The following is a 21,965-nucleotide window of genomic DNA, read 5'->3' on the forward strand; positions in this document are numbered from 1 at the left end:
CCATGACCACCTTCTCTGCCACGGTCCAGACGCACATCAAGGCCTCCCCGGCACTGGCGTTCCAGCACATCGCGCCCATCGACCCGCGCGCCCTGTTCACCGGCTACGGGCCTTTGCCCGCAGTGACTGGCACGCGCGACCAGACGGGCGCCTGGGACACGCCGGGGCAGACCCGCACCGTGGCGCTGTCCGATGGCAGCCTGGTCGAAGAAAGGCTCAAGCACTACCACCCGGCGCAGTACTTCAGCTACACCGTCAGCGGCTTCACGGGTGCGATGCGCTGGCTGGCCACCGGCGCCAACGGGGCGTGGTGGTTTGACCCCCAGGCGGGCGGCACGCAGACCACCGTGCGCTGGCGCCACGCCTTCCACCCCCGCTCCAAGTGGGCCGCACCGGTGCTCTGGTTGCTGGCCAACCTGCTGTGGCGCGGCTACATGCGCAAGGCGCTGCGGCTGGCCAAGATGCAGATCGAGACCCCCCTGCGTGCGCCCGCAGGCCCGGCGATTTCAGCCTGAGTCGGCCCCCATCCGGCCCGACGACCGCTCACCACAGCTCAGTTGCTTTTGGCTTCGAAGAACGGCGTGCCCTGGATGGTCGACGGGCTGACGGTAAAAGTTCTCAGCGGCTGCAGGGGCTGGGTCTCGCCTTGTTTCAGCGCAGGGCGCGGGGCGCCAGGGTTCAGCGCGGGCGCTATGCAACCCGTGCGCACCGTTTGCACCACTTCAGGGTCCAGCGCCCGGCGTTTGCCCAGGCGGCTGCCCGACAGAAACAACATGTCCCCTTGCAGCTCGGCCCGCTGGTTCATGAGGGGCATGGCCTGCAGCGGATCGAACCCCACCCGCACCGAATTGGCACCGTCCAGCCGGTACTGCACCACCTTCACCACCGCGGGCTTGCCCGGTGCCTCCTCCACCACGTCGCCCAGGTAGAAGTAGCGCACCGACTCCGCAGGCAAAGGGGGCAGCGGGTAGTTTTCAGACCAGTTGCTGTTGCCCTGGCCAAACAGCGGGCGCAGCGCGGCCGGGGCCTTGTCGTCCGCCGACACCGCAAACACCGGCGCGCGGGCACTGGACAGCGTGTGGCCATGAAAGTCGAACTCCACCATGGCACCCAATGCGGCCACCTTGCGGGCATAGGCCGGGAACAAGGTCTGGTCCTGCCGCACCTGTTGCAGCCGCACTCCGCTGCCTTCCGACTTCCAGCGGCCCGCCATCACCATATCCAGCGCCCCGCCGGTCAAGGCAAAACAAAAGGTGTTGTCGGCCAGCAGCGCCAGTTGCGCGATGGTGTCCACGGAGCCGCCCCGGTATTCGCCCACATAGCCGGACTCGGCGGTGGTGGCGGCGTGCAGGGTGAAGCTGGCCGTCAGTGCGGCCAATGCTGCGGCAGTGGCGCAGGCGCTGCGCAAGAGGCGAGGAGTGTGGTTCACAAACGTGGTCCCAGGTGGAAGGGTGGGCCACTATATCGCTGCGGGCGCAACCACCCGCCCTGATCCCCCTGGGCGGCAAAGACATCGCACCACACACTCCCACCGACGACGGCTGCCCGCGCCGATGCGACGTAAGCGACGTAAGCGACGCGGCGGATCAGCCTGCCGCACGGGGCCAACGCGTCCAGGGGCGCTCTGGATCAGGCCGCAAACCCGCCATCGATGAGCAGGCTGGCCCCCGTCACCATGCCCGACTCCGGCCCCGCCAGATAGGCCACCATACCCGCGATTTCGTCGGGGTGGGCGTGGCGGTTTAGCGCCATCATGCCGTGCATGTTGCTGGCCAGGGGGCCGTCGGCGGGGTTCATGTCGGTGTTGACCGGGCCGGGCTGCACGTTGTTCACCGTGATGCCACGCGGCCCCAGGTCGCGCGCCAGGCCCTTGGTGAGGCCCACGATGGCGGCCTTGCTCATGCCATACACGCTGAAGCCTGCCCATGGCACACGGTCGGAGTTGGTGCTGCCGATGGTGATGACGCGGCCATAGGCCCCGCCCTGGCCCATGTGGCGCACGGCGGCCTGCGTGGCCACGAACACCGCGCGCACGTTCACGTTGATCGTGTGGTCGAAATCGGCCAGCGCGAAGTTGTCGATCTCGCCGGCCACCGCCACGCCCGCGTTGTTGACGAGGATGTCGAGGCGGCCCAGCGTGCGCGCCGCGCCGTCGATGGCTTGCGTGAGGGCGGCGGCGTCCGCACTGTCGGCGCGCAGCGCCAGGGCCTTGCCACCACCCGCTTCAATGGCAGCCACCAGCGCCTGCGCGGGGGCTTCGGAGCTGCTGTAGGTGAAGGCCACCGCCGCTCCGTCGCGCGCCAGGCGCTGGACGATGGCGGCGCCAATGCCACGCGCGCCGCCGGTGACAAAGGCAACCTTGCCAGCCAGCACACGTGAAGAGGCTGCGGGTCCCGCTGCCGAGGGGGATGCGTCAAGCACAGAAGACATGGTGTTTCTCCAAAAAACAGGTGATTGAAAAGGTTCGTCACAGAACCCGGAATGCCTGCAGTGTCGGCAAACAATTGCCTTCCCGGTAGCCATGAATAGGCTAGATCTATTTCAACTGCCAGTTGAAAATGCAGGCCATGCAACCTCTGAGCCACCTGGAATCGTTTGTCAAATCCGCCGAGTCCGGCAGCTTCTCGGCCGCTGCGCGGCTCATGGGCCTCACGCCCGCCGCCGTGAGCAAGAACGTGGCGCGGCTGGAGGCCAGCCTGGGCGTGCGGCTGTTCCAGCGCAGCACGCGGCGCCTCACGCTCACCGAGGGCGGGCAGCGCCTGCTGGCGCAGATCAGCCCGCCGCTGACCGCGCTGGCCGATGCGGTGGACCACGCGGCCGAAGCCGAGCAGCAGCCTGCGGGCACGCTCAAGGTGAGCATGGGCCAGGCCTTTGGCCGCGCCTACATCGTGCCGCTGCTCACCGAGTTCTTGCAGCGCTACCCGGCCATCCAGCCCGACTGGCGCTTTGAGAACCGCCAGGTCGACCTGATCGGCGAGGGTTTTGACGCCGGCATTGGCGGCGGCCTGAACCTGAACCCCGACATGGTGGCGCGCACGCTGGGGCCCATCCACCTGGTGGTGGTGGCCGCCCCCGCGTTGCTCAAGGGCCGCAAGACGCCCCGCCATCCGGCAGACCTGGCGCAGTGGGACGGCATTGCGCGCCGCGCGATCCGCACGGGGCGCGTGCCCGTGACCACGCTGCGCAACAAGGCGGGCGACGCTGCAGCGGCAGAGTTCTGCCCCCGCATCGTGTTCGACGACCCCGAGGCCATGTGCCAGGCCGCGCTGATGGGCCTGGGCCTGGCCGTGCTGCCCATGCCGTTTGCGCAGCCCTGGCTGGCGCGCGGCGACCTGGTGCGGGTGCTGCCAGGCTGGTGGGCGGATGCGGGGCCGACATCGCTGTACTACCCCAGCAAGAAGCTGCTGCCAGCGCGCACGCGGGTGTTTGTGGATTTTGTGGTGGAGCAGTTCAGCCAGCGCGGGTTTGCGCAACGGGTGCGCGGAGATGGATGAACGCCCGGTGGGAGTCTCCAAGCGGCCAGCCCGGGCCAGGCGGCGCCTTTGGCGTGCGCAAAGCTTGCCGCTCCTACACTGCGCGCACCCGTTGACCGCTTGCTGATCGCTGGAAGGAACCCGCATGCACCCCCGCTGGCCCACCCGTTCGACCACCTGGATGACCCTCGGCCTGCTGGCCTGCCTGGCCACCGGTGCCGTGCACGCCCAGCCCGCCGATGCGCCCTGGCGCGAAACCTCGGCATCCGCCGAACAAGCGCTGGACGCCACGGCCTTTCAGGGCGTGGACGCCGCACTGGCCACCCAGTTCACCGATGTGCAAAGCGCCGTGGTGGTGCTGCGCGGCCGGGTGGTGTACCGGTTCTACCGCGATGGGGAGCCTGACAAGCTGCGCGATACGCAGTCGGCCTCCAAGAGCGCGCTGTCGGCCTTGCTGGGTGCGGCCATCGCGCAGGGCCGGATCACCAGTGTGGACCAGCGTGTGATAGAGCTGGTGCCTGAGTGGGTGCCCCTCAACACCGACCCGCGCACCGCCACCATCACGCTGCGGCACCTGCTGACACTGACGGCGGGATTTGCGCAGGACAGCGGCCCGCGCACCCGCGCTGGCACCGCTGCGCCGTTGCCCGTGCGCGAGGCCTGGGCGCGGCCGCTGGCGGCAGACCCGGGCCAGGTTTTTTCCTATGACAACTCTGTCACGCCACTGCTGGTCACCGTGCTGGAAAAAGCCACCGGCATGCCCCTGGCCGACTACGCGCGCCAGCAACTGGTGGGCCCGATGGGCTTGGCCGAGCCAAGCTACCGGGACAGCATCGTGCACCTGCGCACGCTGGACATGGCCAAGCTTGGCCAGTTGTACCTGCAACGCGGCCAGTGGAACGGCAAGCCGCTGGTGCCCGAAGCGTTTGCGGACGCCTCGGTGCAGGCGCAGAACACAGGAGGCCCGCCGGTGGGGTTGCACTATGGCTACCTGTGGTGGGTGGTGCCCGGCAAGGCGCCGCGCCCCACCTTCATGGCCAGTGGGTATGGCGGGCAGTTCATCTGGGTCTATCCGCCCCTGGACCTCGTCGTGGCCACCACGTCCGCCGTGTCATCCGACAGCCAGCAACGGGGCCACGCATTGCAGCTGATCCGCGGCCCGCTCTTTGCGGCAGCCCAGCGCCGCGTGGCGGGCGAGCCGAAATAGGCTTCGGCCCGGACTGTCCCAAAGAATTCGATTCTTTTTGCTCTTCAGCGCTTATCCATCCAGCGCAGGCAGCTATGCTTTTTGAAGCACCCAATAACAAACGTGCTCAGGGCTGTTTGCCCACAAACGCGACCGACAGCCCCTGGGCCGTCACAGTGATGGGCCCCGGCTGCAGGCCCAGACCGTCGAACACGGCGGTATCCTGCGGGCGCAGCTGGTGCAAGGTGACTTCGCGCAACGACTGTTCGGCGAGCACGGGCGCGTAGGCGTTGAGCAGTTCGGTGACGGCCGGCTTGAGGGACGGGAAATCCAGCCGCACCAGCCGGATCTGGTGGGCGCGCAGCGTGCGGTCGCTGGCTTCGTAGCGCAGCCCAAACTCCACATCAAAACTCCCGGCATGGCTGCGGCGCAATGCGGCACCCGCCGCGTCCACCACCATGGCCGCGCCCAGGCGATTGACCTCGGGCAACAGGCGCAGGTTGGGCGCCTGCAGGGTGAGGTCGAACAGGCCCTGCACCGGCACGCTGCGCGGGAACTTCGTGGCCACCATCTCCTGCAGCTGCGCGAGCGGCACGGTGTAGGTGGGCTGGGCCAGCGCGCCACGCCCCGCCAGCAGCAACGCGGCCCCGCCCAGGGCCAGGCCGCTGGAGGCGGTGGTCAGAAATCGTCGGCGATGCAGCATGCGTGCGCTCCTTGGGGCTGTTGTGGCAGTCGATGCAATGGTTGCCATCGTTGTGGTGGTTGCGGTGTCGCGGATGCGGCGGCCGGGCACTATGCAGGGCGGATGGGCCAGAACATGCTCCGGGCAGGCCGGCGCAATAATCGGCGCGATGACGCCACCGCCCATCCATCGATGCCAGGTTTTCGCCTCTCCCTGGCAAGGTGTGTACTGCACACACGCAGAAAGTTCCCGCCACTACGGCCGGCACTGGCATGCAGTCTACGGGCTGGGCCTGCTGGACGATGGCGCGCAAAGCTCCGCCAGCGGGCGCGGCCCGGTGGATGCCTATGCGGGCGACCTCATCACCACCAACCCGGGCGAGGTGCACGATGGCCAGCCGCTGGGCAGTGCCTCGCGCCGCTGGCGCATGGTGTACCTGGAACCGGCGGCGCTGCAGGCCCTGGCGGACAACGAGGCCCCTGGGGCGGGGGCCGACATCGCGCTCACCCGCCCCGTCATCCAGGACCCTGCCCTGGCCCGCGCCCTGCACACGCTCATCACGCGCGTGTTCCGGTGGAACGCCCTGCAAGCACAGCCGCTGCACGCCCCGCCGTCGGCCGATGCCATGGACCGCCTGGCCTGCGAGGAATCGCTGGCCCTGACCTCTGCGCTGCTCCTGGAGCGCCACGCCAGCACGGCGACACCGCCCACTTCGCGTGCCACCGCTGCCGCCGAGGTTGTGCAACAGGTGCGCGACTGGCTGGCCGATGCGCCACTGGCTCCGCCCTCCCTCGCACAGATGGCAGCCCTTGCCGGGCTCAGCCGCTACCAGCTGCTGCGGCGCTTTGCCGAGGCCTATGGGTTGCCGCCGCACGCCTGGCTGCTTCAGCAGCGGGCCGAGCGCAGCCGCCACCTCATCCGGCGCGGTGCCAGCCTGGCCGATGCCGCGGCGGCCAGCGGCTTTGCGGACCAGAGCCACATGACCCGCATGTTTGCGCGGCAATTTGGCTTCACGCCCGGTGCATGGCAAAAGGCGCACCGCCGCCCCGGGGCGCAATAACGTTCAAGACGCAGCGCGCGGGCCCCGGGAGACTGCCGGTTGATTCATCACTTCGGCAAGGTTTCCGCTCATGTCAGATTCGCTCAAAGGCCAGCTGCTGTGCAGCCTGGGGATGGTGCTCGTGGGCAGCACGGTGGTGGCCAGCAAGGTCATCGGCCAGGACATCGAACCTTTTCTCGCCACGGTGCTGCGGCACGCGCTGGCGCTGCCCGTGTTCTTTGCGCTGATGCACTGGCGCGGCCAGCGGCTGCCGCGCGTGGGCCGGCGCGACGCGGTGCTGCTCACGGTGCAGGCGGCGGCGGGGAGCGTGGGGTACTCGGTGCTGCTGATCCTGGGCGTCACCCTGGCCAGTGCGTCTGACGCGGGCATTGTGGCGGGCACGCTGCCGGCGGCGGCCGCGCTGTTCTCGGCCCTGCTGCTGGGCGAGCGGCCCGGCTTGCGCCTGGTGCTGGCCATCGGCCTGGCCACGGCAGGCGTGATGGCCGTGGCCTTTTCCCCCGACGCGGCTGGTGGCAGCAGCAACCCCACGCGGCTGGCAGGCATCGCACTGGTGCTGGCCGCCGTGGCGTGCGAGGCGGTGTTCATCCTGGCCAACAAGCGCCTGTCGCGGCCCCTGCCTGCGCTGGCGATGTCCACCCTCATGTCGGCGGGCGGGCTCTTGCTGTCGGCCCTGCCCGCCGCGTGGCTGGCGCGCGAGGGCTCGGGTTCTGCTTCGGCCTTCACCGCCCCGGCAATGGCGGGGGTGCTGTACTACGCGTGGGTGCCCACGGTGGGCGGATTTCTGCTGTGGTACGCGGGCAGCGCGCGCACCAGCGGCGTGCGCGCATCGCTGGCCACCGTGTGGCTGCCGGTGTCGGCGCTGGCGCTGTCGGCCGGCGTGCTGGGCGAAGCCATCCGCCTCTGGCAGTGGGCCGGGCTGGGCTGCGTGCTGGCAGGGATGGTGCTGGCGGCCACCGCCCCCCGAGAGCGGCCATGACGGGAGGCCACAACGCCCTGTGCGGGCCCGCCAGAGGCTGTTGATCCGCCGCGCCCTTAGAGCCTGTTTACGATCTCCCAGAGCATGAAAATAGGGAGGTGACCAGAAAGCCATACCCAAGCGATATCAGCCGAGAGAAATTTGCAGAGATAGAGGAGCTGCTGCGTGGAGTTCGTCGCAGCACTAAGCCTGCGACGCTAGACCTTTATGAAGTGTTCTGCGCGGTGTTGTATCTACTGCGCACGGGTTGCCAATGGCGCTTTCTGCCACCTGAGTTTCCCAAGTGGCAAAACGTCTATGCGTACTGGCGCAAGTGGAGCGAGCCTGACCAGCACGGCGCGAGCGTGCTGGAGCAGGCTTTAAAAAAATCAGGTTGGCGTGGCCCGAGAGAGACTGGGGCGCAGCGCCTCAAGCGCGTTCTTGATCGTGGACGCGCAGAGCGTGAAGAACACGGACACGGCGGCCTTGAAGGGCTATGACGCGGGCAAGAAAGTCTCTGGCATCAAGCGCCACATTGCAGTGGACACCCAAGGGCTGCCGCACGCCATTGCGGTGACTACAGCACAAGTGACGGACCGCAAGGGGGCTTTGCAGGCACTGCAGCGCTGCAAGCCAGCTCTGGGCAAGGTGCAAGCCTTGCTGTGTGACAGCGGCTATGTGGGCAAGCCGTTCGCCCAGGGCGGTGCAAGAGATTCTGGGCGGACAGGTCAGCGTGCACATTGCCAAGCGCAGTGAGCTGCATACGTTCAAGGTGATGCCCCAGCGCTGGGTGGTGGAGCGCAGCTTTGCGTGGCTGGAGAAGAACAGGAGGTTGTGGAAGAACTGCGAGAGGCTACTCAACACCAGCTTGCAGTTCATCCACTTGGCGTTCTTGGCTCTGCTACTTCGGAGATCGTAAACAGGCTCTTAGAGGAAGAAAAGAGGCTACCGCCCCACCACCGACCAGCCTGCTTTCTGGTTGTCCTTGTCGTTTTCATATTCCCACGCCGTGCCGCAGCGGTCGCACACATAGCGGGTGATGGTGACGGAGCCCGTCTCGCGGTCTTCCTTGCGGTTACCGCGCTGCACCAGCTCGGCGTGGCCCGGCGCCTTGCGCCAGTTGCGCTGAATGCCCTGGCAGGGCTCGCACAGCGCCATGGGTTTGAGTTCGTTCTGTCGGGCCAGGTCTTTGGTCATGGGGTGTCAGCCGTCGTGGGCCGGTGGGGTGGGTTTGTCTGCTGCGGGGCGGCTACTGTAAGGCACCTGCGGGGGCAAAGACACAGCACGGCGGCTGAATTTGAAGCCAAATTGGCCTCCAGCGCTTGATGGATAAGCGCAATCAGCTATCAAATATGGAGCTACCCCTTAGAACCTGTTCAAGATCTTTTCGGGGTGCACAAGTACCTTGCCCGAAGGGTTGGAGTGAAATCCCCGAAAAGATTTTGAACAGGCTCTCAGCCCAACACCAGCGCCTTGGCCATGCGCGCATTGCGCAGCACCACGCCCGCGCGCTGCACCTGCTGGCGCTCTTCCACCACAAAGCCCTGCGCGGCAAAAAAAGGCTCGGCGGTCAGGCTCACGTGGGCGTGCAAGTGGGCGATGCCGCGCTGCGCCGCCTGCGTGTGGATGTGTGCCATCAGCGCCCGGGCCACGCCCTGGCCTGCAAACGCCGGGCCCACAAAAAACATGTCGATGGTGCCGCTGGCCTGCAGATCGGCAAACCCGGCAATGGCGCCACCGCCCTGCGCCTGCGCGATGAAGGGCTGGTTGGCCTGCATGCGCCCGGCCCACTGCGCGGCGTCATGGTGCGGCGGCGCCCAGGCAGCGAGTTGTTCGGCGGTGTAGTCCTTGCAGGCCAGGCCATGCACCGAGGCGTGGAAAACGGCGCGCAAGGCGGGTTCGTCGCCAGAGCGAAAGTTGCGGATGTGGATGGACGGCATGGCGAGCAAGCTGCAGAGAAAAAGGGGCGCGATTGTGCCGCAAGGCCTTGGCGCCACCCTGCCACCTGCGCATCTCCCGCACGCGGCGGGCTGGACGAGAGGCGTCAGCCCGCCGCCATGCGCAGCCTGCGCGCCGCGTCTTCGTCGCGCGCGTCGTCGATCTCGCGCAGCACGGCCTGCATGTCCACATCGACATGCTGCGGCGCATAGCGGCCGGTCAACGGGGTCTCGTTGCTCAGCAGCCCGCTCTGGTACAGGCTCCAGATTTCGGGGCCATATTGGGTAGTGCGCAGCTCGGGCGCGAACTGGCCGAAGAAATCGCGCAGGTTGGCCACGTCGCGCAGCAGCATGCGCTGGGCGTGGTTGTTGCCCGCAGCGTCCACGGCCTGGGGCAGGTCGATGATGACGGGGCCGTCGGCGCCGGGTTCACCCTCGGCGCCGGGCAAGTGCGCCAGCAGGATGTTGAACTCCGACAAGTCACCATGCACCACCCCCGCGCACAGCATGCGCACCACCTCGGCCACCAGCGTGGCGTGGTGGGCTCGGGCATCTTCGGGCGTGAAGCTCACATCGTTCAGGCGCGGGGCGGCATCGCCGTGGGCGTCGGTCACCAGCTCCATGAGCAGCACGCCGTCGTGAAAGTTGTAGGGCTGCGGCACGCGCACGCCCGCAGCGGCCAGGCGGTAGAGCGCATCGACCTCGGCGCTTTGCCAGGCGGCCTCTTGTTCTTGCCGACCAAACTTGCTGCCCTTGGCCATGGCGCGGGCCGAGCGCGAGTTCTTGACCTTGCGGTTCTCGGTGTAATCCACGGCCTGCCGAAAGCTGCGGTTGTTGGCCTCTTTGTAGATCTTGGCGCAGCGCGTTTCATCACCACAGCGCACCACGTAGACCATGGCCTCCTTGCCGCTCATGAGTTGCCGGACCACGGTGTCGATCAGGCCTTCCTCAATGAGGGACTGCAGGCGGGGGGGTGCTTTCATCGGGGCTGTGCGGTAGAGGGGAACCGTCCATTGTCGCTGTAAGAGCCTGTTCAAAGTCTTTTTGGAGATCGCATTGGAGTGCAATCGGGATGAGTGGATGCTTCGGATGTGCCGCATGGGCTCGTGCCCATGCAAGCAGCCGAGGCTTCCAATCGCCCGATTTCACTCCAACCCTGCGGGCAAGTGCCTTGCCGGGCGGTCTGCGGCGTTGCGGCGCTTGTGGATAGCCAAGCTATCAACTGCGCACCGCGCCTTGCATCCCATCCAGGCAAGGTACTTGTGCGACTCCAAAAAGACTTTGAACAGGCTCTGAGGCCGTTGCGGGGCTTTCGGCGGCCGCCAGCGAGACCAAGGCCACCGAGGCTCTGAACGACAATCCGACACGGCCCGTGGATGCCTGTTGCACCTGGGCCCGGCCCCTTTCACACGGCCATCCGCCTGCTGTACAGACCGCAGCACTTCACGGACCGCTGCTGCGTCCCCCCCAAACACCCATCGCCCGCCTTCGCGCCGCGAAAACCCAGGAGACTTCCCCCATGCCCTTTCCCACTGCGCACCCAGCCCCTGCCCGGCGCGCCGCTTCGTTGGCGGGCCTGCTGGTCTCGTGCGCCCTGGCTGCGCAGCCAGCGGCGGCTGCCGGGTTCCGCCAGGGTGCCTATGCAGACTCGCTCGGCGGCACGGCGGCGGTGTGCGTGACCTCGCAGCACATGGCCAACCTGACAGCCACCGCCTGGAAACAGTCCATGCAGCAGCGCGGGATGGACTGCACGGTCAGCGAGTCCACCCGCCCCCTGCCCGGCCACGAGACCTGGAAAGCCAGTTGCATCGCCAAGGCCCCGGGCGCGAGCGCGGGTGCCACCGCAGCGCACCTGTACCAGTTCACCGTGCATGCCGACGGCGAGCAGCTCATCATCGACAGCGGCATGAAGACCTCTGCGGGACAGCAGGTGATGAAGAATGCTTTTTCTGGCACCTACCAGGGCGCCTGCGCGCCCGGCACCCCGCCCCTGGACGTGTGGGCCTACCTGGACGGCACGGACGGGATGGGGACGCCCGCGCAGAGCGAGGCACGCAAGGCGGTGGCCACCGACCTCATCCGCTGCGCCAACGTGTTCAACGGCCTTTCGCTCAGCGTGGCAAAACCACGGCAGGAAGGCATGCGCGCTGCTGCGGCCGCAGTGATGGAAGCAGCGGTGGAGCTGCACCCGGGCGAGGGCGACTTCCACCTGGACGCGCTCAAGAAGTCGGCACCCGAGGTGTCGGCCGAGCTGGTCGGGACGTCGGCAGAGAGGAAGTTTGCGCTGTACCAGTCCTGCAGCCCGTATCTGGAGCCGGACGGCATCGCCAAGGCCGTGCAGAGCCGCGCGGCAGCGGGCGCCACCCCACGCTAGAACGGCGATTCGTTCACGGCTGCCGCATGCCGGTGCCCCCACGCACGAACGCCCCGCACCACGCGAAGTGGTGCCGGGGCGTTGGCTGGGCCATGGTGACCGAACGGGGCTTCTTATTTGTCCAGCTCGGCGGCCAGCATGTCCCAGCTGGGGTAGGAGCTTTCGTCCAGGGTGATCGCACCCTTGCCTGCGGCAAACTTGAAGGCGGTGGTGCCCGTGCGGGCAAATTCCAGCGTCTTGAGTTTGCACACTGCGGCCTTGGAAGGGGCATCGTTGCAGTAGCGCGGCGCGTTGTCGACGATGGTGCCGGCCGCGTAGCGCACCTGGCGCAGGTGGTCCACGGTCTGAAAGCTGTCCTGCTTCACATCCATCTTCACATCGCAGCCGCACGACTGCTTGAGGGTGCCGGCGGCAGCCTTCAGGGCCGGGGTCACCTCGGCGGCAAAAAAGTCGCGCTCGGCCTTGCCCGCGTGGGCCAAAGATGCGGCGACAAGGCTCAGGGATGCGATCACCAGCGTGTGTTTTTTCATAGTTCCTTAAAGTGATGGGCTCCAGAAATACGGGCCCTTGCTCCTCCCTCGCAAGTGGCCCGCGCCGCCATGGGCGGCTGGAGCGCCGCGGATTGTGCAGCGTGCCGGGCCCCGCAGCTGTAACCATGCGCTAACGGCGCGATGCATTTTTCGCAACAGGTCATGCAAGCCCTGCGGGCGCCTTACCCGGCCCCGCCTATGGATGCGTTGCGCAGCGCCTGGTGTGCCTCGCTGGCCCAGTCGGGCGGCAGCTGGTGCTTCGCCTGCAGGTAGTGGTGGGTGAACACGTCCAGATACGCCTCCAGCGTCTGCGCGGCCTGCAGCTCGCCCGCCAGCGCGAGGCACAGCGCGCCCACCTCGGAGGTGCAGAAGTGGTCCGTGCGTGTAGAGCGGCGCAGGTGGTAGCGCGAGAGCTGCTCGGGCTGCAGACTCAGAACCGGAAAGCGGTCCAGGTAAGGGCTTTTGCGGAACATCTTGCGCGCCTCGGGCCAGGTGGCGTCGAGCAGCACAAACAGCGGGCGCTTCCATCGTTCTGGTTCGACCCCGGCTCGGGGCACCGCCACCTGTGTGACCACCCGCTCGGGCGCCACGAACTCGCCAGGGAACACCACATAAGGTTGCCACTGCGGGTCGGCCAGCAGCGCCAGCAGGTCGGGGTGGACCTCGGTGCGCGCCCAGCCGAAGGCATGGGTGTCGGCCACCACATCGGCAATCAGCCAGCCGGTGTTGCTGGGCTTGAGCGGCTCGATGTCGGCCATCAGCAGGCACATGCCCGCGCGCGTGGGCAGCACGGGGCGCAGCGCGCAGATGCAGTGGCTGGGCACCAGGCGACAGCCCGCGCAGCGCTCGCCCTTGGGGCCGCCCCGGGCCAGAAAGGGCTTGGCACTGCGGGCCAGGCGCTCAGTGCGCAGGCGCGAAACAGCGTGGGGGGCTGCGGGGGTGGCCATCCCCGCAGCCGATTTTTCAAGGGGCTGCGTCACCGGCCGCCCGCACGTTCCAGCGCAAACAGCGGCAGTTCGGCCTGCGGGCTCAGCCACACACCGCCGCCCAGCTCGGTAAAGCCCTCGCCAAGCGTGCGGCGGTAGAGCTGCGCGGGGTGGCGGAACATGCGCGGGTCGGTCACCTGCTCGTCCACCACGTCCTGCTCCCAGTCCTCGCGCGCGACGGCCTCCACATACAGGGCGCCCCGGCTCAGGCGGGCCAGGTTGCGCATGGCCTTTTGCACGTCGGCCTCGCTCAGGTAGGGCAGCACGCCCTGGCAGATCACCAGGTCATACGGCGTGCGGGCCTTGTAGTCCACTACCGAGCCACGCTCCCACCCAAAACGCTCACACAGGTATTCGCTGAACTCCACGCCGTGGAACTGCGCCTGCGGAAAATGCCGCGCGATCACATCGCGCCACAGGCCAATGCCGCAACCCACATCCAGCACACGCCGCACGGGCACGCGCAGGTACTGCAGGTAGCTGCACACAAACGCACCCAGCCGCTCGGTGTGCGCCGGGTCCACCACGCTGGTCTTCTTGTCGAAGTAAAAGCGCTGGTAGTACGCCTCGTCAAAGATGGCCGCGTCCGCGCTGCCGCTCACTGGTTTCACTGCTGGGTCCTTCCGCCACGGGCCACCCTGCAGGGGCGGGCGCCGGGCACCTGTTCATGGCGGGGAGTATCGCCCACCCGGTGGCCCTGGCCGATGTCGGTGTAGTCTGTGGCCATGGATTCGCTGATCTCCGCCGCAGCCCGCGCGCTGGCTGCAGGCGATGCCCTTGCCGCCCTGCAGCGGGTGGCCCTGCGCGACGACCCACCGGCCCTGGCCCTGCGTGGCATTGCCATGGCCCAGCTGGGCGAGCACCCACGCGCCCGCGAACTGCTGCGCCGCGCTGCACGCGGCTTTGGTGCGCACGAGCCCGTGGCCCGCGCGCGCTGCGTCGTGGCCGAGGCCGAGGTGGCCCTGGCCCTGCGCGACCTGGGCGGACAAACACACGCGCTGATGACTGCCGCCGCCATCCTGCAGGCCCACGGTGACATGGCCAACGCACTGCAGGCGCGGCTGGTGGCGGCGCGCAAGCTGATCTTGCTGGGCAGGCTGGACGAAGCATCGGCTGCGCTGGAGAGCGCGCTGCCAAGTGCCCAAGCCACCGGCTCGGCAGCCCGCCTGCCCGCATCCCTGGCCGCAGTGGCCGAACTTGCCGCCGCAGAGCTGGCCCTGCGTTCGCTGCACATCGGCGCGGCGCGCACGGCCCTGCAGCGCGCACACGAGGCGGCGGGCCAATCGGGCGTGCCCGCCCTGGGGGCGGAGGTGGCCCACGCCCACAGGCTGCTCCACCAGCCAGCAGCCCGCCGCCTGGCCCAAGGCGCCGAGCAGATGCTGCAGCTGGAGGACGTGGCGGCGCTGCTGGCATCCCCCACGCTGGTGGTGGACGCCTGCCGCCACGGCGTGCGCGCGGGCGACGTGTGGCACCCGCTGGCACGCCGCCCCTTGCTGTTTGCGCTGGTGCGTGCGCTGGCCACAGCCTGGCCGGGCGGCGTGGACCGCGAAGCCTTGATTGCCGACGTGTTCCGCACCCGCCACCCCGATGAAACCCACCGCGCCCGGCTGCGGGTGGAAATCGGCCGCCTGCGCGCCCTGATCGCACCGCTGGCCGGGGTGGAGGCCACACCGCGCGGCTTTGTGCTGCAGCCCCACGGCGGGCGCGATGTGGCCGTGCTGGCCCCGCCCGTGGATGGCGAGCAGGGCGCGCTGGTGGCCTTGCTGTCTGACGGAGCGGCCTGGTCCACATCGGCCCTGGCGCTGGCCCTGGGCGACAGCCAGCGCACCGTGCAGCGCGCGCTGGCCGATCTGGAAGGCAGCGGCCGCGTGCGCGCCATCGGCCAGGCGCGAGCCCGCCGCTGGCTGGCCGCGCCGCTGGTGGGATTCACGACGATCTTGTTACTCCCCACCGCGCAGCCGATTCAATAAAGTGACTTCACCGCCCAACGCACACCCCCTCCGCCGTGCACCGGGCACCCCACCAGGAGCCACAGATGACCACCGCCACCAACGCCCCCGCCCACGACACCGCCTGCAGCAGCGACATCGCCGACACCCCGCCGTCTCGCACACACGCGCCGATTGCCTCGCGCCAACCCGCCGAGGTCGTGCGCGAATACGGCCCCTTTGCGGGCGCCAGCGCCATCCACGGCGTGACCCACGACGGCCAGCGCGTGTGGGCCGCCACGGGCGAACAGCTGGTGGGTTTCGACCCCACCAGCGGCGCCACCACCCGCACGCTGGACGTGACCTGCGACGCGGGCACGGCGTTTGACGGAACCCACCTCTACCAGATTGCCGAGTCGCGCATCGACAAGATCGACCCCGCCACGGGCCAGGTGGTGGCCACGATTCCCGCGCCGGGCGGCGGCAACGATTCAGGCCTGACCTGGGCCGAAGGCAGCCTGTGGGTGGGCCAGTACCGCGACCGCAAGATCCACCAGATCGACCCCGCCACGGGTGCCATCCGCCGCACCATCGAATCCAACCGCTTCGTCACGGGCGTGACCTGGGTGGACGGTGAGCTGTGGCACGGCACCTGGGAAGGCGACGAAAGCACACTGCGCCACATCGACCCCGCCAGCGGCGCGGTGCTGCAGCAGCTGGACCTGCCGCCCGGCGTGGGCGTGAGCGGGCTCGAGTCCGACGGAGCCGGGTTGTTCTACTGCGGTGGTGGCGGCAGCGGCAAGGTGCGCGCCGTGCGTCGGCCACAGGCCCACACGGCGGCTTAAAGAAGGGAACGAGGCGGAGCCCAAGAGCGGCTCACAAAACTCAGCGAAGCGGTTCTGGCTAGGCGCTGCGTCGCAGGCAGTACGGCCAGTACGACAAGACGCAGCAACGACGCCAGAAGAGTTTTGTGAGTCGCTCTACGCCACAGCGGGCTTGGGCGGGCGGTGCAGCGCGCAAATCTTGTTGCCATCTGGGTCGCGCAGATACGCCAGGTACAGCGGACCCGACGGGCCTTCACGGTAGCCCGGCGGGTCTTCGCAGGTGGTGCCGCCGTGGGCCACGCCCGCCGCGTGGAACGCATCGGCCTGCTCCGGCGACTGCATGGCAAAACCGATGGTGCCGCCATTGGCAAAAGTGGCCGCCTCGCCATTGATGGGCGTGCTGATGCAGAACGTGCCAGTGGGGCCCCGGTAGAAGTAGCGGTTCTTGTTGGCAACGCCCGGGGGTACACCGATGGTGCCAAGCAGCGCGTCGTAAAACTTCTTCGACACCTCCAGGTCGTTCACACCGACCATCACATGACTGAACATATTTCTTGTCTCCGTTGAAGCCCCGGTGGGGCGGGTTGTGGGCGGGAAGAATGTTACTTGCTGGTAGGTAGCCCGGGCCGGGCCTTGGTCGTTTGGCCTCCGCGCCACACCGCGCTGCCGCGTGCCCCATAGGTCGCTATCCGTTCGGGCTGAGCCCGTCGAAGCCAGGGCGCTTCCTGCGAACAGCCCTTCAACCCTTTGGCGAACCCAGGGGCGAACGGCCTGTCGGAGCCAGCAGGCGTGCCATCAAAAATTCAAGCAAAATTGGCCTCCAGCGCTTATCCATCCATCGCTATCAGCTATTAAATGCAGAGCATCCACTGCCGACTGCTCCGCTACCCACACCGCCCGCCATGCCGCTGCCCACACCCCCCGCATATTTCACCCCCGTCCCGCTCGACAAGGCCTACCGCCTGCTCAACCACGGCCCCACGGTGCTGGTATCGGCCGCGCACGCCGGCCAGCACAACGTGATGGCCGCCGCCTGGGCCTGTGCGCTGGACTTTTCACCGCCCAAGGTGACGGTGGTGCTCGACAAGGCCACCCGCACGCGCGAGCTGGTGGAGGCCAGCGGCGAGTTTGCGCTGCAGCTGCCCACCGCGGCCATGGCCGCGATGACCGTGGCGATTGGCACCGACAGCGCCAAGACCCACCCCGACAAACTGCAGCAACATGGCGTGCAGCTGTTCCACGCGCCCGGCCACGCCGACACCCCGCTGGTGCAAGTCTGCGCCGCCTGGCTGCTGTGCCGCGTGATCCCCGAGCCCCACAACCAGCAGACCTACGACCTGTTCATCGGCGAAGTGGTGGCCGCCTGGGCCGACGAGCGTGTGTTCCGCAACGGGCACTGGGAGTTCGACACCGCGCCCGATGCACTGCGCACGCTGCACTACGTGGCGGGTGGGCAGTTTTATGCGACGGGGGCTTCGGTGCGGGTGTAGGGACCCGTTCCGAAGCCGGGGGAGCAGCGGCGATGCAGCAGCGGCTGCAGTCATGGGGCAGCGGGTACCGTTGAGACTGACGCTGCAACAAGCTGCGCCTTATCAAGACAAAGTGGCCTCTAGCGCACCGCACGGCCCTCCCCCTCATTCCCCATCCGAAATCCCCAGCTGCTTGAGGTCCGCAAATTTGGCTGCCATCGTCGGGTTGCCGCGTGTGAGCTTCTTGATCGTGAGATCTTCGGCCTTGTCGTTGGCCAGGCGCAGGTTGTTGGCCGACTTGTGCAGCGCTTCCTTGGTCTTTTCCAGGTCTTTGATGGCCTCATCAATGCGCTTGATGGCCTCCTCGAACCCGTCCGACGCCAGGCGCCAGTTGCGCCCAAAGGCCCCCTTGAACTCCTCCAGTTGCGACTCGAACTTGGTGATGTCCAGGTTCTGCGCTTTCACCAGCGCCAGCTCGGACTTGTACTGCAGCGACTTCATCGACGCGTTGCGCAGCAGCGTGATGATGGGGATGAAGAACTGCGGCCGCACCACGTACATCTTGGGGTAGCGGTAGAACATGTCCACGATGCCGGTGTTGTAAAGCTCGCTCTCGGGCTCCAGCAGCGACACCAGCACCGCGTACTCGCAGCCTTTTTCAGTGCGGTCCTTGTCCAGCTCTTTCAAAAAGTCTTCGTTGCGCTTTTTGGTGGCGGTCTCGTCGTTCTCGTTCTTCATCTCGAACATGATCGAGACGATCTCGTTGCCCGACTCGTCCAGGTCGCGAAAGATGTAGTCGCCCTTGCTGCCACTGCGCGCGTCGTTGTCCTTCTCAAAGTACGCGCGGGGAAACGCCGTGGCGCGGATGCGGTTGAACTCCGTCTCGCAGTGCTGCTCCAGCGTCTCGCCCACCATCTTGGTCGACAGGCGCGCCTTCATGTCCCGCAGCCGCGCAATCTCGCCGTCGCGGTCACGCAACTGCAAGGCGTACTGCTCCTTGATGGCGTTCTCCTCCAGCTGCTTTTTCATCACCACCAGGTTCAAGTCGTTCTTGAATTCATCGCGCTCCCGGGCGACCACCGTGACCGCCTCGGACACCGCCAGCCTGCGCACCACCTCGCCTGCCTCCAGTTGCGACTTGAGCTGCTGGATCTCGGCGTCCTTTCTGGCGGCCACGCCTTGCAGCTCCTGCGCCAGCCGGGCTTCTGCCAGCTGGGCCGCTGTTTGCTGCGCTTGCCGCACGCGCTCCAGCTCATTCGCCATGGCATCGCGCTGCTTTTCCACCGCGCTCAGGGCCTGCGCCACCGCCAGATCGCGCTCCACCGCGCCCGCACCCAGCTGGGCCTTCAGGGCTTGAATCTCGGTGTCTTTGGCGGCCGCCGACTTCTGCAGCTCATTGGCCACCTGGGCCTGCGCCAGCGCCACCGCATTGCGCTTGTCCTGCTCGGCCAGCTCCAGCCGCTCGTGCAACTGCGCGCTGAAATCCGCGTCGCGCACCTGCTTGAGGATGTCGGCATACCCGGTTTCGTCGACCTTGAACGCCTTGTTGCAGTGGGGGCAGATGATGTCGTGCATGGCGGTCACCGTGTGTCTTGTTCGTGTTTAGTGGGTAGGGGAGCATAGCGGGCAGGAGCGTGCGCGGACGGAGCCTGTCGCAGCGTCGCGCAGCGCTTCAGCAGGCTCAGCGAGAACGGCTCCAGTGGATTCATGCCGCCTCAGCCGCAGGCCTGCGGCGGCAGTTCTTGTATCGCGCCCATCTTGCGGATCACGAGGTCAATGAACGCAGACACCGCCAGGGGCAGGTAGCGCCGGCTGGGGTAGACCATGTGCACGCCGTGCCCCTGCCGGTGGTACTGCGGGAGCACGGGCACCAGCAGGCCAGCGCGTAGATCGCGGTGCGTCAGCGTGGAGGGCAGCAGCGCAATGCCCAAACCCGCCAGCGCGGCCTTGCGCAGGGCCTGCGCCGTGTTGCCGCTGAAGCGGCCAGCCACCTGCACCTCGGCCGGCGCGCCCTCCGGCCCCGTCACGCGCCAGGTGGCCTTGCCGCTGGGGTGGCTGAACACCAGGCAGTCGTGGCCTGCCAGGTCTTGCAGCGTGGCCGGAACACCCTGGCGGGCGATGTAGGCCGGGCTGGCCACCAGGCCGTCGTTGCCCGCATCCAACACCTTGCGCGCAAACAGGCCCGAGTCCTCCAGGATACCGCCCCGAAGGGCCACATCAATCCGGTCTGCAATCAGGTCGGCGCGCCCATCACTCAGCACAAAGTCCACCCGCACTTTGGGGTGCGTGACCAGGAACTCGGTCAGCCACTCCATCGCAAAGAAATCAAAAAAATCAGCCGGGGCCGCCACCCGCACCAGGCCGCTGGGCTCCTGGTTCACCGCCAGCAGTTCCTCGCCCGCGTCCATCAGCCCCTCTACTGCGCCGCTGCAGCGCTCCAGAAACACCTGGCCCGCGCTGGTGAGCGTGAGATGGCGGGTCGAGCGCTGCATCAGCCGGGTGCCCAGCTGCGCTTCCAGCTGCTGCACCCGGCGGCTCAGGGTGTTGGGCGGCACGCCCAGGCGGCGCGAGGCCTCGGCAAAGCTGCCGCAGCGCACCACCTGCACAAAGATGGCCACGTCGTTCAGATCCAGCATGGTTTCGCTCATTCATTCGATTAATGGACGAGTGCAATCATATTGCGCTATCTAGTCAATAAATCGACGAATTTTTAAGCTACAGGCATCAGTTCAACACCTCCAAGGTTCTCTGTATGTCCGCACCCGCCACCGCCCCCCGCGCCATCGCCCACCGCACCCGTGGCACCACACACGGCCCCATCACCCGCCTCATGAGCCCCGGGGACCTGGGCCAGGTGCTCAAGCCCTTTATCTTTTTGGACCTGGTGCACTTTCAGCCTGGCGCGGCGCAGCAGGGCTTTGGCATGCACCCCCACTCGGGCATCGCCACGGTCACTTTCTTGTCGGAAGGCGATGTGCGCTACGAAGACAGCACCGGCCAAGCCGGCCTGTTGCCTGCGGGCGGCGTCGAATGGATGCGTGCTGGCAACGGCGTGTGGCACACCGGCGCCCCCGTGGGCGACACACCGGGCCGAGGCTTTCAGCTGTGGGTGGCCCTGCCCGCAGCGCTGGAGAACGCCCCCGCCCAGAGCCAGTACCTCGCCCCCGAACTGGTGCCCCAGGTGGGCCCGGTGCGCGTGCTGATGGGCGCCTACGGCCCAGCGCACAGCCCGGTGGCGGCGCCCGATGGCATGACCTACCTGTCGGTGCACCTGGCCCAGGGCGAACGCTGGACTTACACGCCGCCCCAGGGCCACACGGTGATGTGGGCGGCGGTGGCTACCGGCGCACTCACTGCAGGCGAAGCCATTGACGAAGGCGATCTGGTGGCGTTCGAGCCCAGCAGCCAGAGCATCGACTTTGTGGCCACCCAGGCCACCAGCTTCGTGCTGGGCTCCGCCGTGCCGCACCCCCACGACCTGGTCATGGGCCGCTACTCGGTGCACACCAGCCCGGCCGCCCTGGCACAGGGCGCCACAGAAATCCGGCGCATTGCCACACAACTGCGCCAGGCCGGGCGGCTGGCATAGCGCTACTCACTTCCCATCACGTTCTTTCAACCCACTTCACTCATCCAAGGAAAACATCATGAACATCGGCATCATCGGCTCTGGCGGTCTCGGCTCCAACGTGGCCCGCGCATTGGCCAACAAGGGACTGTCAGCCACACTCTCTACCCGGCGCGGTCCGGAATCCCTGGCCGCTCTGGTGGCCGAACTGGGCCCCACCATCAAGGCGGGCACCGTGGCAGAAGCTGCAGCCGCCGACATCGTGCTCATCGCCGTGCGCTGGGAAGACCTGGGCCAGGCGCTGGGCAGCCTGCCCGCCTGGAACGGCCGCATCGTCATCGACGGCACCAACCCCGTGGCGTTTCTGGACCCCAACTCACCCGACGCCCAGGACCCCACCAACCCGCTGGCGGCCTACGGCATCAAGGCCATCGACCTGGGCGGGCGCTCGTCCAGCGAAGTGTTCAGCGAATTCGTGCCCGGTGCCCGCGTGGTCAAGGCGTTCAACCACCTGGATGTGAACGTGCTGGCCCAGCCCCAAGTGTCGGGCGGCCAGCGCACCATGTTCTATGCAGGCGACGATGCGGCCGCCAAGGCCGAAGTGCGCAAGGTGCTGGACGCCGTCGGCTACTTCCCGGTAGACCTGGGCACGCTGGCGGTGGGTGGCCGGTTGTCGGAGCTGCCGTTTGGAGCGCTGTCGAGCACGCAGTTCATCAAGATCTGAGAGGGGTGCCTGCCCAGGCACTTTCAGGGCCCCAGATGCACCTTGTTTAGCTCAATGTGCCTGGGGCCTATGTATTTATTGCAAGCGCTGGTCACCGCTGAATTGGTATCCATGGAAGAGGTGCCCGGGGCAGGCTCCCTCAGCCCGTGGGTGTGGCGCCGTGAGGCTTGGGTGTTGGATCGCTGGATGACAACACGCTGGAGGTGGCACTGACCGCGATGGACACTGAATACCAGCGGGACGATGACCGGGATCATTGGCCATGTGGA

Annotated in this window: 23 protein-coding genes and 1 pseudogene; 12 read left to right on the top strand and 12 right to left on the bottom strand. The window is 67.5% G+C overall.

The window, feature by feature from the left end; translation table 11 throughout:
* Positions 1-2 precede the first annotated feature (2 nt).
* Positions 3-515: an SRPBCC family protein gene (locus ASE52_RS15655; RefSeq protein WP_057227425.1), complete on the top strand. Its 513-nt coding sequence runs from the start codon at positions 3-5 to the stop codon at positions 513-515.
* Between the two features lie 38 nt (positions 516-553).
* Here the strand turns inward: ASE52_RS15655 and ASE52_RS15660 are convergent, their stop codons facing one another.
* Positions 554-1,429 (bottom strand): hypothetical protein, encoded by an 876-nt coding sequence (locus ASE52_RS15660; protein ID WP_057227427.1) that lies wholly within the window; start codon positions 1,427-1,429, stop codon positions 554-556.
* A gap of 200 nt (positions 1,430-1,629) precedes the next feature.
* Positions 1,630-2,430 carry an SDR family oxidoreductase gene (locus tag ASE52_RS15665; RefSeq protein ID WP_057227429.1) on the bottom strand — a complete coding sequence of 267 codons (801 nt, stop codon included), beginning with the start codon at positions 2,428-2,430 and terminating at the stop codon, positions 1,630-1,632.
* Between the two features lie 137 nt (positions 2,431-2,567).
* Here ASE52_RS15665 and ASE52_RS15670 point away from each other — a divergent pair, with 137 nt between their 5' ends.
* Positions 2,568-3,494 carry a LysR family transcriptional regulator gene (locus ASE52_RS15670; RefSeq protein ID WP_057228460.1) on the top strand — a complete coding sequence of 309 codons (927 nt, stop codon included), beginning with the start codon at positions 2,568-2,570 and terminating at the stop codon, positions 3,492-3,494.
* A 124-nt stretch (positions 3,495-3,618) separates the two neighbouring features.
* The gene (locus tag ASE52_RS15675; protein ID WP_057227431.1) at positions 3,619-4,680 is read left to right on the top strand and encodes a serine hydrolase; all 1,062 of its coding nucleotides are present in this window, start codon (positions 3,619-3,621) and stop codon (positions 4,678-4,680) included.
* Positions 4,681-4,786: 106 nt separating this feature from the next.
* Here ASE52_RS15675 and ASE52_RS15680 read toward each other — a convergent pair whose 3' ends face one another.
* Complete coding sequence (locus tag ASE52_RS15680) at positions 4,787-5,362, bottom strand: hypothetical protein (RefSeq protein WP_057227433.1); 576 nt, start codon at positions 5,360-5,362, stop codon at positions 4,787-4,789.
* 148 nt (positions 5,363-5,510) lie between these two features.
* Here ASE52_RS15680 and ASE52_RS15685 point away from each other — a divergent pair, with 148 nt between their 5' ends.
* The 3 genes and pseudogenes from ASE52_RS15685 to ASE52_RS25205 all read left to right on the top strand — a co-directional run bounded on the left by ASE52_RS15685 (position 5,511) and on the right by ASE52_RS25205 (position 8,275).
* The gene (locus tag ASE52_RS15685; RefSeq protein WP_057227435.1) at positions 5,511-6,401 is read left to right on the top strand and encodes an AraC family transcriptional regulator; all 891 of its coding nucleotides are present in this window, start codon (positions 5,511-5,513) and stop codon (positions 6,399-6,401) included.
* Between the two features lie 70 nt (positions 6,402-6,471).
* Entirely contained in the window at positions 6,472-7,377 is a 906-nt protein-coding gene (locus tag ASE52_RS15690) for a DMT family transporter (RefSeq protein ID WP_057227437.1), read from the top strand.
* 98 nt (positions 7,378-7,475) lie between these two features.
* Positions 7,476-8,275 (top strand): annotated as a pseudogene (locus tag ASE52_RS25205) (IS5 family transposase).
* Positions 8,276-8,301: 26 nt separating this feature from the next.
* On the opposite strand, the gene ASE52_RS15700 reads toward ASE52_RS25205, so the two are convergent.
* From ASE52_RS15700 to ASE52_RS15710, 3 genes are all read right to left on the bottom strand, one after another.
* On the bottom strand, positions 8,302-8,553 hold the full coding sequence (locus tag ASE52_RS15700; RefSeq protein ID WP_010464440.1) for a hypothetical protein: 252 nt from the start codon (positions 8,551-8,553) through the stop codon (positions 8,302-8,304).
* Positions 8,554-8,810: 257 nt separating this feature from the next.
* On the bottom strand, positions 8,811-9,296 hold the full coding sequence (locus ASE52_RS15705) for a GNAT family N-acetyltransferase (RefSeq protein ID WP_057227440.1): 486 nt from the start codon (positions 9,294-9,296) through the stop codon (positions 8,811-8,813).
* Between the two features lie 104 nt (positions 9,297-9,400).
* Entirely contained in the window at positions 9,401-10,276 is an 876-nt protein-coding gene (locus ASE52_RS15710; protein ID WP_057227442.1) for a PA4780 family RIO1-like protein kinase, read from the bottom strand.
* Between the two features lie 536 nt (positions 10,277-10,812).
* Between ASE52_RS15710 and ASE52_RS15715 the strand changes: the two genes are divergently transcribed.
* Positions 10,813-11,667 carry a hypothetical protein gene (locus tag ASE52_RS15715; RefSeq protein ID WP_057227445.1) on the top strand — a complete coding sequence of 285 codons (855 nt, stop codon included), beginning with the start codon at positions 10,813-10,815 and terminating at the stop codon, positions 11,665-11,667.
* A 113-nt stretch (positions 11,668-11,780) separates the two neighbouring features.
* Here ASE52_RS15715 and ASE52_RS15720 read toward each other — a convergent pair whose 3' ends face one another.
* The 3 genes from ASE52_RS15720 to ASE52_RS15730 form a co-directional block, all read right to left on the bottom strand.
* Complete coding sequence (locus tag ASE52_RS15720) at positions 11,781-12,197, bottom strand: hypothetical protein (protein ID WP_010464447.1); 417 nt, start codon at positions 12,195-12,197, stop codon at positions 11,781-11,783.
* A 182-nt stretch (positions 12,198-12,379) separates the two neighbouring features.
* A complete protein-coding gene (locus ASE52_RS15725) occupies positions 12,380-13,144 on the bottom strand; it encodes a tRNA-uridine aminocarboxypropyltransferase (RefSeq protein ID WP_057227447.1) in 765 nt (254 codons plus the stop codon).
* Between the two features lie 29 nt (positions 13,145-13,173).
* Positions 13,174-13,794 (bottom strand): class I SAM-dependent methyltransferase, encoded by a 621-nt coding sequence (locus ASE52_RS15730; RefSeq protein ID WP_010464449.1) that lies wholly within the window; start codon positions 13,792-13,794, stop codon positions 13,174-13,176.
* Between the two features lie 114 nt (positions 13,795-13,908).
* Here ASE52_RS15730 and ASE52_RS15735 point away from each other — a divergent pair, with 114 nt between their 5' ends.
* Both ASE52_RS15735 and ASE52_RS15740 read left to right on the top strand, forming a co-directional pair.
* Complete coding sequence (locus tag ASE52_RS15735) at positions 13,909-15,153, top strand: hypothetical protein (RefSeq protein ID WP_057227449.1); 1,245 nt, start codon at positions 13,909-13,911, stop codon at positions 15,151-15,153.
* A gap of 65 nt (positions 15,154-15,218) precedes the next feature.
* Positions 15,219-15,956 (top strand): glutaminyl-peptide cyclotransferase, encoded by a 738-nt coding sequence (locus ASE52_RS15740; protein ID WP_241777020.1) that lies wholly within the window; start codon positions 15,219-15,221, stop codon positions 15,954-15,956.
* A 135-nt stretch (positions 15,957-16,091) separates the two neighbouring features.
* On the opposite strand, the gene ASE52_RS15745 is transcribed toward ASE52_RS15740, so the two are convergent.
* A complete protein-coding gene (locus ASE52_RS15745) occupies positions 16,092-16,484 on the bottom strand; it encodes a VOC family protein (protein WP_057227451.1) in 393 nt (130 codons plus the stop codon).
* Between the two features lie 353 nt (positions 16,485-16,837).
* Between ASE52_RS15745 and ASE52_RS15750 the strand changes: the two genes are divergently transcribed.
* On the top strand, positions 16,838-17,425 hold the full coding sequence (locus ASE52_RS15750) for a flavin reductase family protein (protein ID WP_057227453.1): 588 nt from the start codon (positions 16,838-16,840) through the stop codon (positions 17,423-17,425).
* Between the two features lie 144 nt (positions 17,426-17,569).
* On the opposite strand, the gene ASE52_RS15755 is transcribed toward ASE52_RS15750, so the two are convergent.
* Both ASE52_RS15755 and ASE52_RS15760 read right to left on the bottom strand, forming a co-directional pair.
* Positions 17,570-18,979, bottom strand: coding sequence for a DUF2130 domain-containing protein (locus ASE52_RS15755; protein WP_057228462.1), 1,410 nt, complete (start codon positions 18,977-18,979; stop codon positions 17,570-17,572).
* Between the two features lie 140 nt (positions 18,980-19,119).
* Positions 19,120-20,040 (bottom strand): LysR family transcriptional regulator, encoded by a 921-nt coding sequence (locus ASE52_RS15760; RefSeq protein ID WP_057228464.1) that lies wholly within the window; start codon positions 20,038-20,040, stop codon positions 19,120-19,122.
* A gap of 116 nt (positions 20,041-20,156) precedes the next feature.
* Between ASE52_RS15760 and ASE52_RS15765 the strand changes: the two genes are divergently transcribed.
* Complete coding sequence (locus ASE52_RS15765; RefSeq protein ID WP_057227455.1) at positions 20,157-20,993, top strand: pirin family protein; 837 nt, start codon at positions 20,157-20,159, stop codon at positions 20,991-20,993.
* A gap of 58 nt (positions 20,994-21,051) precedes the next feature.
* Positions 21,052-21,696 carry an NAD(P)-binding domain-containing protein gene (locus tag ASE52_RS15770; RefSeq protein WP_057227457.1) on the top strand — a complete coding sequence of 215 codons (645 nt, stop codon included), beginning with the start codon at positions 21,052-21,054 and terminating at the stop codon, positions 21,694-21,696.
* The last annotated feature ends 269 nt before the right edge of the window (positions 21,697-21,965 follow it).

The sequence above is a fragment of the Acidovorax sp. Root275 genome (assembly GCF_001428965.1).
In the GTDB taxonomy this organism is placed as follows: domain Bacteria; phylum Pseudomonadota; class Gammaproteobacteria; order Burkholderiales; family Burkholderiaceae_C; genus Acidovorax; species Acidovorax radicis.

Coding starts and splice junctions, on each gene's coding strand:
- ASE52_RS15655 (WP_057227425.1), top strand. CDS start 3: ATGACCACCTTCTCTGCCACGGTCCAGACGCACATCAAGGCCTCCCCG.
- ASE52_RS15665 (WP_057227429.1), bottom strand. CDS start 2,430: ATGTCTTCTGTGCTTGACGCATCCCCCTCGGCAGCGGGACCCGCAGCC.
- ASE52_RS15670 (WP_057228460.1), top strand. CDS start 2,568: ATGCAACCTCTGAGCCACCTGGAATCGTTTGTCAAATCCGCCGAGTCC.
- ASE52_RS15675 (WP_057227431.1), top strand. CDS start 3,619: ATGCACCCCCGCTGGCCCACCCGTTCGACCACCTGGATGACCCTCGGC.
- ASE52_RS15680 (WP_057227433.1), bottom strand. CDS start 5,362: ATGCTGCATCGCCGACGATTTCTGACCACCGCCTCCAGCGGCCTGGCC.
- ASE52_RS15685 (WP_057227435.1), top strand. CDS start 5,511: ATGACGCCACCGCCCATCCATCGATGCCAGGTTTTCGCCTCTCCCTGG.
- ASE52_RS15690 (WP_057227437.1), top strand. CDS start 6,472: ATGTCAGATTCGCTCAAAGGCCAGCTGCTGTGCAGCCTGGGGATGGTG.
- ASE52_RS15700 (WP_010464440.1), bottom strand. CDS start 8,553: ATGACCAAAGACCTGGCCCGACAGAACGAACTCAAACCCATGGCGCTG.
- ASE52_RS15705 (WP_057227440.1), bottom strand. CDS start 9,296: ATGCCGTCCATCCACATCCGCAACTTTCGCTCTGGCGACGAACCCGCC.
- ASE52_RS15710 (WP_057227442.1), bottom strand. CDS start 10,276: ATGAAAGCACCCCCCCGCCTGCAGTCCCTCATTGAGGAAGGCCTGATC.
- ASE52_RS15715 (WP_057227445.1), top strand. CDS start 10,813: ATGCCCTTTCCCACTGCGCACCCAGCCCCTGCCCGGCGCGCCGCTTCG.
- ASE52_RS15720 (WP_010464447.1), bottom strand. CDS start 12,197: ATGAAAAAACACACGCTGGTGATCGCATCCCTGAGCCTTGTCGCCGCA.
- ASE52_RS15725 (WP_057227447.1), bottom strand. CDS start 13,144: ATGGCCACCCCCGCAGCCCCCCACGCTGTTTCGCGCCTGCGCACTGAG.
- ASE52_RS15735 (WP_057227449.1), top strand. CDS start 13,909: ATGGATTCGCTGATCTCCGCCGCAGCCCGCGCGCTGGCTGCAGGCGAT.
- ASE52_RS15740 (WP_241777020.1), top strand. CDS start 15,219: ATGACCACCGCCACCAACGCCCCCGCCCACGACACCGCCTGCAGCAGC.
- ASE52_RS15745 (WP_057227451.1), bottom strand. CDS start 16,484: ATGTTCAGTCATGTGATGGTCGGTGTGAACGACCTGGAGGTGTCGAAG.
- ASE52_RS15750 (WP_057227453.1), top strand. CDS start 16,838: ATGCCGCTGCCCACACCCCCCGCATATTTCACCCCCGTCCCGCTCGAC.
- ASE52_RS15755 (WP_057228462.1), bottom strand. CDS start 18,979: ATGCACGACATCATCTGCCCCCACTGCAACAAGGCGTTCAAGGTCGAC.
- ASE52_RS15760 (WP_057228464.1), bottom strand. CDS start 20,040: ATGCTGGATCTGAACGACGTGGCCATCTTTGTGCAGGTGGTGCGCTGC.
- ASE52_RS15765 (WP_057227455.1), top strand. CDS start 20,157: ATGTCCGCACCCGCCACCGCCCCCCGCGCCATCGCCCACCGCACCCGT.
- ASE52_RS15770 (WP_057227457.1), top strand. CDS start 21,052: ATGAACATCGGCATCATCGGCTCTGGCGGTCTCGGCTCCAACGTGGCC.